Consider the following 13,762-nt stretch of genomic DNA (forward strand, 5'->3'; position numbering starts at 1 on the left):
CAGCCCGGACAGTCGGCCCCACAGGGCCAGCCCGGCCCGCAGGACCAGCCGTTCCAGCAGGGACAGCAGGCCTGGCAGCACCAGGGGTGGCAGCAGGGTCAGCCCGTCCCGCAGGGCCAGCAGCAGGGGTGGCAGCAGCCGGGAGGCCCGCAGCAGCCGTCCGGACCGTTCGCGCCCGCCCCGCAGCAGCCCGGTGCGTTCGGTCGCGCCCTGCAGGCCGTCACCGGTCGCGACTGGCTCGCCGCGGTGCTCGCCGCCGTCGGCGGCTGGGTCGCCGCCTACGTCGTCGCGGGGCTCTCGCTCCTGCTCACGGTGGCGCTCCTGGCGTCCGGCGGGAGCGGTTCCTCCACCCCGTCCACCGGTCCCGGCTCCGCTCCGGACCTGGGCGGCACGACGCCCGACATCGAGTCGCTGCTGTCCGGCGTGAGCGTCCTGCTCGGCGCCCCGGCCCAGCTGGTCGCCCTCGCCGACCTCGGCCGACTCCACCTGTCCGGCTCGATCGGCCTGCTCGGGTCCGGGTCCGGCGCGCTCGCGGTCGTCCCGGCGCTCGTCCTGACCGCGCAGGTCGTACTCGCCGTCGTGCTCACCCGACGCATCCGCACCCGTGCCCTGGGCCGACCGCAGGTGCTCCTCACCGCCGTGGTCAGCGGCCTCGTCACCACCGTCCTGACGAACGGTGCGGCCGGCCTGTTCGCCATCCGGTTCCCCTCGGTCGCCGGTGCGGCGATCGAGCCGGTGCACGCGGTCGGTGTCGGCAGCGTGCTCGGTGCGTTCGTCATCGGCGCCCTGGCCGCTGCGCTCGCCCGCCCGTCGGCGCTCGTCGGCGGCAACCTGCTGGCCGCACGGCTGCTCGGCACGCTCCGGATCGCCGCGTCGCAGCTCACGCTCGTGGTCGTCCCGGTCGCGCTGGTCGTCGTCGTCGCCGCACTGGTCGCCCAGCCCGAGTACGGGGCGGCCCTGCCGCTCCTGCTCGGCAACGTCGCGGTCGCCCTCACCGCGCTCGGCTTCCTCGGCGGTGTCGGGACGTCCGGCCTCGGCTCGGTCTCGGACACCGCCTCGGTGTTCGGCGGTGCTGGCGGCTGGACGTGGCTGGTCGTGCTGCTCGTCGTCGTGACCTCGGTCGCGGCCGGCCTCGCCCTCGCCGTCCGCCGCAACGACCGTGTCCGGACCACGCTCGACTGGGTCGTCACGCCCCTGGTGTGGTTCGCGTTCGGACTGCTGCTGTTCGTGCTCGGCACGGGCATCGTGTCCTACCGGGTCGACGGGGTCAGCTCGACGGCCGGCGCCGGGTCGGTCGGCGTCGCGCCGTGGACGCCCCTGGTGTTCGCGGTGTGGGGCGGCGCGATCGAGGTCGTCGCACGCTTCCTCGCCCCGGTGCTGCTCCCCCGGCTCGGCGGCGCCGTGGTGCTGCGGACGTCGCGGCTGGTGGGTGCCGACCCGCGCCCGGTCGCACCGACGGTGTCCCCCGGCGCTCCCGGGACGTTCCCGGGCGCTCCGGCGACGGCGTCCCCGGCTGCAGCGGCGGCGGGCCAGGCGCCGGCGTTCCCGGCCGGCTCCGCCCCTGCCGCACCGACCGGCCCGTCCGGGCCGACCGCGCAGGTCCCGCCGACGGACGGCCACTGGACGGGCACGCCGGGCGCAGCCGCGCAGCAGCCGAGCGCGCAGCCGGGGACCGGGCTACCCGGCAGCACGCAGCCCGGGTACGGCGCGCAGTCCGGCGCCGCACAGCCGGGGTACCCGCAGCCCCTGTACCTCGCACAGCCGGCGCAGCCCTTCATCGGCGGCGGCGCTCCCGCCCCGGCACCGATGTCCCCGAAGGCGAAGCGGATCCTGGTGCGGTCGCTCATCGCCGGTGGCGCCGTGGTCGTCGTCGTCATCGCCGGTGCCGTCACGACGAGCGTCCTCCGCGCGAACGTGTGGGGTCCGGCCCCGACCGTCAAGTCCTACGTCCAGGCGATCGCCAGCGGTGACGCCGACACCGCCGCCGACCTGAGCGAGGTCCCCTCCGACGCGGCGATGCTCGACTCCACCGTGCTGGAGAGCGCGGAGGACCGCCCTTCGGACATCCGCGTCGGTCGCGTCCAGCGGTCCGGTGACAACGCCATCGCCACGCTGAGCTACACCCAGGACGGCGAGAACCGCTCCGGTCAGGTGACACTCCGCCGGACCGGTACCGCGTTCCTGGTCAAGGACGAGTGGCGGGTCACGCAGCCGCTCGCGCAGACCGTGACGCTGACCGCCACCGACGTGCTCGAGGGCGCGCCGGTGACCATCGGCGGCAAGGAGATCGGCGAGATCACGGACGGCAAGTTCACCTCGCTCGCCTACCCGGGCACGTACGAGATCACGGTCGGCGGGACGGAGTACTTCACCGGGGGCACGCAGGAGCTCGCCGTCGGTGCGGCAACCTCGGGCTACGTCGACTTCTCGCCGAAGGCCACGAAGGCGCTGCAGCAGGACGCCGAGCAGTACGTCGACGACCTGCTCGAGGAGTGCGCGGCGCAGACCGACATCAGCGCGCTGAGCGACTGCCCCTGGTACGGCCCGTACGACGCCGAGGGCTCGGTGCGGTACGACGTCACGACGAAGCCCGAGCTCGAGGTCGAGGCCACGGGTTCCGGCACCGTCCTGGTGACGAGCACCCGTGACGGCGCGGTCGCGTACGACTACACCTCGTACACGGGCGACAGGAAGCGCGGCGAGGACACGTTCGTGGTGAACGAGTACCTGAAGGTCGAGGACGGGAAGCTCGTCCCCGGCTACTGAGCGTCCGCGCAGCACGACGGCCGATCCGGGATCCCCGGGTCGGCCGTCTCACTAGGCTGACGCCATGGTCAGGACACGGGCGTGGTGCGACGGGGACGCGGTCGAACAGGACTTCCCCGTCGACCGGGTCTCCGACCTCGTCGGACAGCACGGCACCTTCGTCTGGCTCGACTACACGGACCCCACAGCAGCCGACCTCGAGCAGGTCGAGGAGGAGCTCGGCATCCACGCCCTCGCCGTCGAGGACGCCGTGGAGCACGGCCAGCGACCGAAGCTCGACCGGTACCGGGACAGTCTGTTCCTGGTGGTCTACGACGTCGGCGGGACCGACGACTCCGGCGACCTCGTCACACACGAGGTGAAGGCGTTCGTCACCCGGCACGCGCTCGTGACCATCCACGGCGCCGACGTCGACACGACGGCGATGGAACGCCGGCTGACGGCGAACGCCGACCTCGCCGAGCACGGCGTGCCCTGGTTGGTCTGGGCGCTGCTCGACGCCGTGGTCGACCACGCCACCGACACCGTCGAGGACCTGGAGCGGCAGATCGACGCGCTCGAGGACGACCTGTTCGAACCCGGCGACCCCCGGGAGCACCAGATCCAGCGGCGCTCGTTCCGACTGCGGAAGAGCCTGGGCCTGCTCCGGCGCCTGGTCGTCCCGACACGGGACAGCGTCGCGTCGCTGTTGCACGGCGACGCGGAGACGATCGCCGACGGGGTCCGCCCGTACTTCCGCGACGTCGAGGACCACCTGGTGTCGATCGCCGACTCGGTCGAGCAGCTCCGCGACGCCGTGTCCAGCGTGCTCGACACCACGCTGAACCTGGCGTCGAACCGGCAGAACACCGTGATGAAGAAGGTGACGAGCTGGGCGGCGATCATCGCCATCCCGACCGGGGTGACGAGCTTCTTCGGGCAGAACGTGAAGTTCCCGGGCGAGGGCGCCTGGAGCGGACTCGGTGCCTCGCTCGCCATCATCATCGCGTCGTCGCTCGTGCTCTACCGCGTGTTCAAGACCCGCGACTGGCTCTGAGGCGCAGCCTCCACGAGCACGCCGGCGCAGCCTCCACGAGCACGCCGGCGCAGTTCGCCCGCGTCAGAGCTGCAGGGCCAACACGCCGGCGACCACGGTCAGCGGTGCGACGACGCACCCGAGCGCGATGTACCGCCCCCACGACAGGTGCACCCCCTCGGCTGACAGCCGGGCGTGCCACAGCAGGGTCGCGAGCGACGCCCACGGCGTGATGAGGCAGCCGGCGTTCACCCCGATCAGCAGGGCCGCGTACCGCACGGCCTCGTGCCCGGCGGCCGGCTCGAGCACCAGGTAGGCGGGCAGGTTGTCGATCACGTTGGCGGCGACGGCCCCGGCCCCGCCGAGCAGCAGGAGCGGACCGGTGCCCGTGCCGCCCTCGAGCGCCTGCACGACCGGGTCGGTCAGCCCGGTGCTGTGCAGCGTCTCGACCACGACGAAGAGACCGGCGGCGAACAGCAGCGTCGACCACGGCACCCGCGACGGACGGAACTCGGACGGGGACCGCACCGCCGCGACCACGACGAGCACGAGGGCCGCCGCGACCGCCGCGATCCACACGGTCACGCCGGCGGTGAGCGCCACGACGAGCGCCACGAGCACGGCCGACGCCGCCCAGAACGACACCGGGTCGGCCGGGCGCCGCACCGACACGGGCGTGTACCGGCCGAACAGCTGCCGACGGAAGAGGACGAGCAGGACGGCACACGGCACGACCACCCCGGCGACGGCGGGCCAGGCCATCAGCCCGGCGAACGGCAGCGGTCCGCCCAGTCCCATCCGGTCGACGGCGAGCAGGTTGGTGAGGTTCGAGACCGGCAGCAGCAGCGATGCCGTGTTCGCGAGCCAGACGGTGGTGAGCGCGAACGGCATCGGCGGCAGACCCACCCGGCGCGCGAGCGAGATGACGATGGGGGTGAGGAGCACGGCGGTGGTGTCGATCGACAGGAAGACGGTGCAGAGGACCGCGAGCACGACGACCGCGCCCCAGAGCCCGATCGTGCGACCCCCGCCGACCCGCGCGGCGACGTCGGCCAGACGGTCGAACACGCCGGCGTCCGCCGCCAGTTCGGCGACGACGGTCAGCCCGAGCACGAAGCCGAGGACGGGCAGCACCCGCCCCGCCAGAGCGCCGAGGTCGTCGAGGGGCAGGAGTCCGAACACGACGCACACCGCGCCCACGACGAGCAGGGCTGCTCCGATGACCGCCTGACGCACGCGTCCTCCTCCTCCGGTCGCCGGCCCAGGGTGACCGGCGGCGCTCCAATGTATTGGCCGGTAGCGTGGTCGGCACGACGACAGGAGGCCTCTGTGCGCAAGTTCATGTTCAACGGTGCCGTGTGGAGTTCGCTCATCAGCGGCTACAGCGTGCTGCAGACCACGCGGCAGGGCCCGCGTGACTGGCGGCTCGCACTGACGTGGATCGCGTGGCTCGCCACGACGATCGTCGCGATCGGCACGGTCGTCGAGGACGACCGCGCCGTCAAGGCGCGCCAGTAGGCCGGAGCGCGGCAGGGGCCGCAGTCGCGACCCCCTGACGGACGGGAGGCCCGGTGCCAGCTGGCACCGGGCCTCCCGTCCGTCGCACGTGCGGTCCAGGGCGGTCAGCGCTCCGACTCGGGGATGCCGGACGTCTGGATCGGGCCCGTGAAGAGCGCGCCGCGCTCGTCGGCGTCGCCGAAGAGCTGCGAGTCCCCCTCCGCCGCACGGCCGCGGCGGCGCAGCGCGGGCGCGCCGGGCTCGGTGAGCTGCACGCGCTGCACCGGCAGGGCGTCGGGGTGGGTCCGCTGGATCCACTCGACCATCTCCTCGCGCACGTAGCAGCGCAGGTCGAACAGGCCACCGGCGTCCGGGGCCGTCACCAGGATGCGCACCCGTACCGTCCCGCCGACCGCGTCGGTGACCTGCAGGACCTTGACCCGGCCGTCCCAGATCGTCGAGGTCGCGAGGATCCGGTCCAGCTCGGCACGCATGTCGGCCGGGCTCACCCGCCAGTCCAGGTCGAACTCGACGGCGCCGAGCAGTTCGCTGCCGGTGCGCGTCCAGTTCTCGAACGGCGTCGACGTGAAGTAGGTGGACGGGAGCACGAAGCGGCGGTCGTCCCACAGGTGCACGACGACGTAGGTCAGGGTGATCTCCTCGATCCGGCCCCACTGCTGCTCCACGACGACCACGTCGTCCACCCGGATCGAGCCCGAGAACGCGAGCTGCATGCCGGCGAACACGTTGCCGAGCGTCGACTGCGCGGCGAGACCCGCGACCACCGAGATGAGCCCGGCGCTCGCCAGGACGCTCGCACCAGCCGCCTCGACGCCGTCGAAGGTCAGCAGGATCGCACCGACGGCGATGATGACGAGCACGGCGATCGTGAGCCGCCGGATGATGAGCACCTGGGTGCGGATCCGCCGTGCCTGCCGGTTGTCCGGGACGTCGATGCGGAAGCGGTGCAGCCCGAGGTCCTCCAGGAAGATCGCCACCTGGCAGGCGAGCCAGCAGCCGACGGCGATCGTCACGATGAGGAAGCCGTGCACGACCTCGTCCCGCCAGGGGTACGCGTCCGGGTCGCGCGGGATGCTCGAGGTGAACGCGATCCACAGCAGCACCACCAGGAGCGTGGTGCGGAAGGGGTGCTTCGTCCGGCGCGAGAGCACACCGGCCCACCGTTCCCGGCGGGCGATGGTCCGCAGCACCAGGTGCAGGACGAGGGCGGCGAGGGCGGTGACGAGCAGGGCGAACCCGATCGCGACGAGGAGTCGGAGGAGGATGTCCATCCCTCCATGCAAGCAACGGACGTCGGCCGCCGTCCAGGAACCTGCCCGAGCGCCGTCCCTGTCGGGTCGCTCAGGCGTCCGGAGCCGACCGGACCGGGGCCGGTGTACGAGCCGGGCCCCGTGCGCATGTAGGTTGTCGCGCATGACAGCGCAGAACGACACGGGCGCGAGCCGCGCACCGGCCAACGACTTCTCGCACGAGCAAGAGGGCTACCAGCACGGCCTGAAGCCCCGGCAACTGCAGATGATCGCGATCGGTGGGGCCATCGGCACCGGACTCTTCCTCGGCGCGGGCGGACGCCTGCACACCGCGGGTCCGGCGCTCGCGCTGACCTACCTGGTCGCCGGGATCTTCGCCTTCTTCATCCTGCGGGCCCTGGGCGAGCTGGTGTTGCACCGCCCGTCCTCGGGCTCGTTCATCTCGTACGCCCGCGAGTTCTACGGCGAGAAGTTCGCCTACGCCGCCGGGTGGATGTACTTCCTGAACTGGGCGATGACGTCGATCGTGGACACCACCGCCGTCGCCATCTACCTGCAGTACTGGTCGGCCTTCACGGCTGCGCCGCAGTGGTTGCTGGCCCTGGTGGCGCTGCTGGTCGTCCTCGCCGCGAACATGGTGGCGGTCAAGGTGTTCGGCGAGCTCGAGTTCTGGTTCGCGCTCATCAAGGTCGCCGCGCTCGTGGCGTTCCTGGTCGTCGCGATCGTCTGGCTGGTCTTCGCGTTCCCGGTCGAGGCCGGCGGCGAAGCGGTCCGCACGGGCTTCATGATCTGGGGTGACAACGGCGGACTGTTCCCGAACGGGCTGCTGCCGGCGGTCATCGTGATCCAGGGCGTCGTCTTCGCCTACGCGGCCATCGAGCTCGTCGGCACCGCGTCGGGCGAGACGCAGAACGCCGAGAAGGTCATCCCCCGCGCGATCAACTCCGTCGTCTTCCGCATCGCGGTCTTCTACGTCGGTTCGATCGTCCTGCTCTCCCTGCTGCTGCCGTACACGGCCTACAAGGAGGGCGAGAGCCCCTTCGTGACGTTCTTCTCGTCGCTCGGCAACCCGCAGGTCGGGTCGATCGTCGGCGGGATCATGAACTTCGTCGTCCTCACCGCCGCGCTGTCCTCGCTGAACGCCGGCCTCTACTCGACCGGTCGGGCGCTCCACTCGATGGGCATGAACGGGTCGGCACCGAAGTGGACCACGAAGATGTCGAAGGGCGGTGTGCCGTACGCCGGCATCCTGCTCACCGCGGCGTTCACCGTCGCCGGCGTCGTGCTGAACTACTTCGTCCCGAAGCAGGCGTTCGAGATCGCGCTGAACATCGCGAGCCTCGGCATCATCACCGCGTGGGGCACGATCATCCTCTGCCAGATGCGCCTGCGGCAGTGGGCCAAGCAGGGACTCGCCAAGGAGCCCTCGTTCAAGCTGCCCGGTGCCCCGGTGACCTCGTGGCTCACCCTGGCGTTCCTGGCGTCGGTCATCGTCCTGATGGCGATCGACTACCCCATCGGGACGTACACGATCGCGTCGCTCGTGATCGTGATCCCGCTGCTCGTGGTCGGCTGGTTCCTGCAGCGCGACCGGATCCTGCGCATCGCCGCACTGCGCGAGGGCGTCACCGGGCCGTTCCCGATCGGCGTCCGCAACCCGGCCGCCCCGGTCCGCCGCGACGGCGACGACGGGGTCTGACCCGAGGATTGTCCCCGGAACGCGAGCCCTGCGGCCGCGCGATGTCAGGAGTCCGGCACCCGTCGCTACGATCGGCGGGTGCCGGACTCCTCTGTCTCCCCCACGCTCGACCTGCAGCTCAGCTGGCGAGGCGCCTACGGTCGTCTCCGGGCGTTCCCCGGTCGCCTCGAGGCGGAGACCGACTACCAGCGTCCGGCGCGCACCGCGGTGCCGATGGACGAGGTGCAGGCCTGGCGGCTGGGGCCGTGCGACGAGGACGCGGTGTGCGTCGAGTTCGTCACCCCGCAGGAGACCTACCGGGTCCTGCTCGACACGCCCGACGAATGCGTCGCCGAGCTGGCGGTCCGGAAGGTGCTCGGACCGCCGCAGCAGGAGGGCTGAGCGGAGTCAGTCGTCGGAGTCGGCGCGGTCGGTGTCGACACGGTCGGTGACGACGTCACCGCTCCCGGCATCGATCCGCACGCTGTGCTTCGTGCCGGACGACTCGAGCACGTCGCCCTCCCAGACGACCGCGCCGGCGTGGTCGTCGAGCCCGATCTCGGTGACGGTGCCGGTGTGCAGGTCACGGAGGGCGTCGACGGCCTGCTTCACGCTCAGGTCGGCGCCGGCGACGAGACGCTCGTGCTCCGCCGTGTCGTCCGCGTCGGCGGCCTCGGTCTGCGGCGTCCCGGCGACCGCGGTGCCGTCGGCGTTCGTGTGCACCTCGTGCTCGGTGCCGTCCTTCGTGACGACGAGGACCTCGTAGGCCGACGCGCCCTGCTCGTGCTCGGCGGACATGACGGTGCCCGAGCCGACCTCGCCGCGCGCGGTCGCGACGGCGGCGAGCAGCGCCTCGTTCGAGGCCGCCGACGTCGCGCCGGTGCCGGCGCCGGCACCGGCACCGGCACCGGAGGAGGAGGACGAGCCGCTGCCGGACGCCTCGGTGGCCGACGAGCCGGCCGAGCCGGAGCCGACCGAACGGGTGTCGTCGTCGGCGTCATCGCCGGCGCAGCCGGTGAGTGCGAGTGCCGCCACGATCGGCAGGGCGGCGAACGCGGCGACGCGGCGGGCGGAGGACTTCTGGTGCTGGGTGCGGAGGTTCATGGGGACGAGCATCGCGTCGAGGCGCTGAAGCAGGCCTGAAGCCGGCTGATCAGTCGCCGAGCGCCATGCGCACCACGAAGCGGGCTCCCCCGAGCGGCGACACGGTCACCGAGACGTGTCCGCCATGTGCCCGCACGGCGTCCCGCACGATCGCGAGTCCGAGTCCGGCACCACCGGCGTCGCGGCTGCGGGCCTCGTCGAGTCGGACGAAGCGTTCGAAGACCCGCTCCCGCGCGTCCTCCGGTACCCCGGCGCCGTCGTCGTCCACCGTCAGGACGGCCGCCCCGTCCTGCGCCACGAGCGCGACGGCGACCCGGGACCGGGCGTGCCGCACCGCGTTGTCGACGAGGTTGCGGACCACCCCGGCGAGCACGCGCTCGTCGCCGAGCACCCGCGCCGCCCCGATCCCCGAACCGTCGACCCGGACGCCGGACCGCTCGCCGTCGTCGTCCTGCGAAGCCGATCGGGCGCGGGCGACGGCGTCGAGTGCGAGGTCGTCGAGGTCGACCGCCCGCCGCGTCGCGAGTCCGCCCTCGTCGAGGCGCGAGAGTTCGAGCAGGCCGGTCACGAGCTCCTGCAGGCGCACCGCCTCGGAGCGGACGACCGCCGCCAGCGCCCCGACGTCGGAGCGGTCCGGGTGCGCTCGGGCCACCTCGGCGTGCTGGCGGATCGACGCGATCGGCGACCGGAGTTCGTGCGACGCGTCGGACACGAACCGCCGCTGGCTCGCCGCCGCGCGGTCGAGCCGGTCGAGCATGCCGTTCATCGTCGTCGCGAGCCGGGCGACCTCGTCCCCGGTGTCCGGCACGTCGACGCGGGCGTCCGGTCGCGCCGCACGGATCGTCTCGACCTCGGTGCGCATCCGCTCCACCGGGCGCAGCGAGCGGCCCGTCACGACCCACGTCACGCCGACCAGCACGAGCACGAGGACCGGGACCCCGACGGCGAGCAGGACGACCGCGGTGCGGACCGCCGTGTCGGCCTGCTCCAGCGATGCGCCGTACACGAGGGTGCCCTCGTCGCCGCTCGGCAGGTCGACCCCGTCGGCCACCAGGAGCCACCGTTCGCCGTCGTGCGACCACCGGGACTCGTCGTCCGTCGGGAGCACGACCCCGTCGGTGTCCTCGCCGTGCGCCAGGACGGTCCCGCCGGCGCCGACGACCTGCACCAGGACGTCCTCGTACCCGGCGACCACGCCGACGCCGTCCGCCTCGACCTGCGACGACACCTGTTCGAGACCGGCCTCCGCCGTGGCCCGCACCCCGTCGAGGAGCACGGACCGGAGCACGAGGACGAACGCGACGGCGCCGACCACCAGGGCAGCCAGCACGACGGCGCCGGCGCCGAGGGTCGTCCGGGCGCGGACCGAGCGGAACCGCCGCCGGGTCGTGGCCTGCCCGGTGTCACCCACCGTCGGCCGCCAAGCGGTACCCGGCACCACGGACCGTCTCGATCGCGGCGCGTCCGAACGGTCGGTCGAGCTTGCGGCGCAGGTGCCCGACGTACACCTCGACGATGTTCGGGTCGCCCTCGAAGTCGACGTCCCAGACGTTCTCGATGACGTCGCGCTTGGAGCGGACCTGTCCCGGGTGCCGGGCGAGGTACTCGAGCACCGCGAACTCGCGGCTGGTGAGCTCGACGGCGACGTCGCCGCGGCGCACAGTGCGCGCGGCGGGGTCGACGACCAGGTCGCCGAGCGTCAGCACGGTCGGACGTTCCCGCGCGCCGCGGCGGACGAGGGCACGGAGCCGCGCGACCAGGACCGGGTGCGAGAACGGCTTCGTGACGTAGTCGTCGGCGCCGGCGTCGAGCGCCTCGACCTGGTCCCACTCGCCGTCCTTGGCGGTCAGCATGAGCACCGGGGTCCAGTCGCCGTCGGCGCGGAGCCGAGCACACACGGCCCAACCGCTCAGGCCCGGCATCATCAGGTCGAGCACGATCGCGTCGTAGCGGAACTCGCGTGCGTGCCAGAGGCCGTCCACGCCGTCGTGCGCGACGTCCACCGCCCAGCCCTCGGCCTCGAGCCCGCGGCGCACGCCGTCGGCGAGCCGGACCTCGTCGTCGACCACGAGCACACGCATGGCGACGATCCTGCCGTGCGCCGCTGAAGCAGCGCTGAAGCAGGGCCGTACCGACACGGCGCCAGCCGCGACCGCGGCCGGTCGGGTCAGACCAGCAGCAGGATCCCGCCGATCACCGACGCGACGGCGATGGCCAGCGCGATGAGCAGGAGCACGAGGTGGACCGTGTAGAACGTCGTCGGCTTGCCGGCCGCGTCACGGGCGCGGGGGTCCGAGGCGACCCGCTGGAAGAAGCGCGGCCAGGTCACGACGTTGAAGACGGCACCGAGGAACAGGACGACTGCGGCGAAGACGAACACGGTCCGATCCTACGCACCGGGCCGGTGGTGCTCGGCCGCCCCCAACGCGGCCGAGTCCCGACCCGGCTGGCCACAGCTCCTGTAGCACCTGCTACAGACCCTACACGGCCCGTCGTGCGGCGTCGAGCACCCCGGTTCCGCCCTGACGCGGCCGGTGCCGGGCCGTCAGGCGGTCTCGAGCGCCGCTTCCGCCTCGGCCAGGACCGCCCGCTCGTCCTCGCGCAACGAAACCCGGGCGGAGCGCACGCCGTCCGTGATCTCGACGATCCGTCGGCTGAGACGTGTCGCGGGGTCGTCGCTCGCGGGGTACGCGTTGTCGACCCCGAAGCGCTCGTGCAGGGGGCCGAGGCGCCGCAGCGCCTGCTCGACGCGTCGGTCCCGGCGTCGACGGGAGATCCGGTGACCGATGACGAGCAGGAGCATCCCGGACGCCGCGCACAGCACCGCTCCGGGCGTGGTGACGTCGTACGGCAGGCCGAGCGCGTGCGTCAGCTCGAGGTCGCCGACGACGTGGGCCACGTCCATCACGACGACCACCACCATGCGCACGACCCCGAACACCCCGCCGAGCACGAGCGCCCAGAGACCGACCAGGTCGGTGGTCGTCCGCGCCTCGCGCAACCGCAGCACGCAGATGATGCCCGTCGCGCCGAGCGCCAGCCCCAGGTACACGGTCTGTGCCGCGGCGTAGACGGTCGCCGCCGGGTGCGACCCGGCGTCGAGCATGAACGTGGTCGTGGTGGCCGGCGGGTCGAGCACCACGAAGGCGGTCACGACCACGACGAGGACCGCGACGAACGACACGGCGATCGCGTTCCGGAGCCACGGCCGTGCGGCGCCCACGGCCTTCGCGACGCCCCACAGCAGCGTGCCTGTGCCGGCGACCATCAGGCAGTCGCTGACGACCGTCACCACGTTGCGGCCACCGAGCAGCGGGTCGAGCCACCGGTACAGCGGATCGACGTTCGTCACGATGGTCGCGGCGAAGAGCAGGAACGTGAACGCCAGCGTGCGGTCCTGCCCGCGCTGCAGGACGAAGAGCGCGATCGTCCCGACGATGAGCAGCACCGCCATGACGACGGCGACGATCACCCGAAGACCCCGCGGAAGGCGCTCGGGCGGCCGCGATGCTGACGGATCAGGGTGGCGAGGCGGTCGGCGAACACCTCGGCCTCGTGCTCGTACGCGTTCGAGAAGATCCCGCGGGCCAGCGCCCGTTCGACCTTGTACTCCGGCAGGTCGGGGATCACGTCGCGGATGTAGGCCGACTGCGGCGCGTGCTCGTGGTGGCGGTGCAGGACGTGCCCGAGCTCGTGGCCGATGACGAACGACCGGAAGGTCGGCGACGCGGTCGGCGAGATCATCACGAGGTGCGCCCGCTCGAGCGTGGCGACGAAGCCGCACACCGGTTCCGCGGCGAGGAACTGCTCCTCACGCACGACGATCGGCTTGCCGACGACCTGGGCGGCGGCGGCGACGGCCTGGTCGACGTCCGACCAGCCCTCGTCGGCACCGCGCTCCCAGAACGCGTCGAGCAGGGCGTCCGTGCTCATGCGACGGTCCCCCGCTGCGACTCCTCCTCGAGCACCTCGGCGATGCGCCGCAGTGCCTCGGGCGAGAGCTCGCCGGGGAACGTGCGCGCCGCGAAGCCGCTCACCCGCGCGGAGCGCAGGGACCGGACGAGGGCGAGCTGGGCGCCGATCCGCTCCGGCACGGCGCTGTCCTCGAGCAGGAAGCGCTCGTCGACCTCGAAGAACCCGGCCAGCAGACGCAGCAGGTCGGAGTCCCGGTTGCGGCGACCGTCGCCCGACAGCATGTAGGTCCACTTCGCCCGCGAGAGCGACCCGCCCCCGGCGGCGACGTACTCCTCGATCGAGGCGAACGGCACCGGTGTCCCGCGCTGGGACTCCTCGAAGTCGAGCAGCAGGTTGAGCCGGCGCGCGAGTTCGGCTGCGTCGAGGGCGCCGCCCTTCGGGTCGTCGGTGTCCATCGCGGGCTCCTCCCCAGCCGTGTCCGCGCGACCCGTCGGCCCGGCGCGTGGACGCCATGGT

At 72.7% G+C, this 13,762-nt stretch carries 13 protein-coding genes and 1 pseudogene; 5 read left to right on the top strand and 9 right to left on the bottom strand.

The annotated features are described in order from the left end of the window. Together LEL83_RS10950 and LEL83_RS10955 are read left to right on the top strand one after the other, a co-directional pair. Positions 1 to 2,766: pseudogene (locus tag LEL83_RS10950) on the top strand (hypothetical protein); the annotation flags it as partial. 64 nt (positions 2,767 to 2,830) lie between these two features. Further along, positions 2,831 to 3,802, top strand: a complete 972-nt coding sequence (locus LEL83_RS10955) for a magnesium transporter CorA family protein (protein WP_198656201.1) — start codon at positions 2,831 to 2,833, stop codon at positions 3,800 to 3,802. 63 nt (positions 3,803 to 3,865) lie between these two features. On the opposite strand, the gene LEL83_RS10960 is transcribed toward LEL83_RS10955, so the two are convergent. Further along, positions 3,866 to 5,017 carry an SLC13 family permease gene (locus tag LEL83_RS10960; RefSeq protein WP_225558834.1) on the bottom strand — a complete coding sequence of 384 codons (1,152 nt, stop codon included), beginning with the start codon at positions 5,015 to 5,017 and terminating at the stop codon, positions 3,866 to 3,868. Between the two features lie 93 nt (positions 5,018 to 5,110). Between LEL83_RS10960 and LEL83_RS10965 the strand changes: the two genes are divergently transcribed. Continuing rightward, positions 5,111 to 5,299 carry a hypothetical protein gene (locus tag LEL83_RS10965; RefSeq protein ID WP_198656203.1) on the top strand — a complete coding sequence of 63 codons (189 nt, stop codon included), beginning with the start codon at positions 5,111 to 5,113 and terminating at the stop codon, positions 5,297 to 5,299. Between the two features lie 104 nt (positions 5,300 to 5,403). Here LEL83_RS10965 and LEL83_RS10970 read toward each other — a convergent pair whose 3' ends face one another. Next, on the bottom strand, positions 5,404 to 6,570 hold the full coding sequence (locus LEL83_RS10970; RefSeq protein ID WP_198656204.1) for a mechanosensitive ion channel family protein: 1,167 nt from the start codon (positions 6,568 to 6,570) through the stop codon (positions 5,404 to 5,406). Between the two features lie 142 nt (positions 6,571 to 6,712). On the opposite strand from LEL83_RS10970, the gene LEL83_RS10975 reads away from it, so the two are divergent. Both LEL83_RS10975 and LEL83_RS10980 read left to right on the top strand, forming a co-directional pair. After that, positions 6,713 to 8,248: an amino acid permease gene (locus tag LEL83_RS10975; RefSeq protein WP_225558835.1), complete on the top strand. Its 1,536-nt coding sequence runs from the start codon at positions 6,713 to 6,715 to the stop codon at positions 8,246 to 8,248. A 78-nt stretch (positions 8,249 to 8,326) separates the two neighbouring features. Beyond that, positions 8,327 to 8,629: a hypothetical protein gene (locus LEL83_RS10980; RefSeq protein ID WP_225558836.1), complete on the top strand. Its 303-nt coding sequence runs from the start codon at positions 8,327 to 8,329 to the stop codon at positions 8,627 to 8,629. 6 nt (positions 8,630 to 8,635) lie between these two features. Here the strand turns inward: LEL83_RS10980 and LEL83_RS10985 are convergent, their stop codons facing one another. The 7 genes from LEL83_RS10985 to LEL83_RS11015 all read right to left on the bottom strand — a co-directional run bounded on the left by LEL83_RS10985 (position 8,636) and on the right by LEL83_RS11015 (position 13,701). Further along, the gene (locus tag LEL83_RS10985) at positions 8,636 to 9,331 is read right to left on the bottom strand and encodes a PepSY domain-containing protein (protein ID WP_225558837.1); all 696 of its coding nucleotides are present in this window, start codon (positions 9,329 to 9,331) and stop codon (positions 8,636 to 8,638) included. Positions 9,332 to 9,380: 49 nt separating this feature from the next. Then, positions 9,381 to 10,742: a sensor histidine kinase gene (locus tag LEL83_RS10990; RefSeq protein WP_225558838.1), complete on the bottom strand. Its 1,362-nt coding sequence runs from the start codon at positions 10,740 to 10,742 to the stop codon at positions 9,381 to 9,383. Further along, positions 10,735 to 11,412, bottom strand: a complete 678-nt coding sequence (locus LEL83_RS10995) for a response regulator transcription factor (protein ID WP_198656209.1) — start codon at positions 11,410 to 11,412, stop codon at positions 10,735 to 10,737. Before LEL83_RS10995 ends, LEL83_RS10990 begins: the two co-directional genes overlap by 8 nt. Positions 11,413 to 11,498: 86 nt before the next feature. Further along, positions 11,499 to 11,711 (bottom strand): SCO4848 family membrane protein, encoded by a 213-nt coding sequence (locus tag LEL83_RS11000; protein WP_198656210.1) that lies wholly within the window; start codon positions 11,709 to 11,711, stop codon positions 11,499 to 11,501. A gap of 165 nt (positions 11,712 to 11,876) precedes the next feature. Continuing rightward, the gene (locus tag LEL83_RS11005) at positions 11,877 to 12,803 is read right to left on the bottom strand and encodes a hypothetical protein (protein WP_225558839.1); all 927 of its coding nucleotides are present in this window, start codon (positions 12,801 to 12,803) and stop codon (positions 11,877 to 11,879) included. Beyond that, complete coding sequence (locus LEL83_RS11010; protein WP_225558840.1) at positions 12,800 to 13,264, bottom strand: ImmA/IrrE family metallo-endopeptidase; 465 nt, start codon at positions 13,262 to 13,264, stop codon at positions 12,800 to 12,802. Before LEL83_RS11010 ends, LEL83_RS11005 begins: the two co-directional genes overlap by 4 nt. Then, positions 13,261 to 13,701, bottom strand: a complete 441-nt coding sequence (locus LEL83_RS11015; RefSeq protein ID WP_198656213.1) for a hypothetical protein — start codon at positions 13,699 to 13,701, stop codon at positions 13,261 to 13,263. The genes LEL83_RS11010 and LEL83_RS11015 overlap by 4 nt, the downstream gene beginning before the upstream one ends. Positions 13,702 to 13,762: the final 61 nt, after the last annotated feature.

The sequence above is a fragment of the Curtobacterium oceanosedimentum genome (assembly GCF_020297365.1).
GTDB lineage: Bacteria > Actinomycetota > Actinomycetes > Actinomycetales > Microbacteriaceae > Curtobacterium.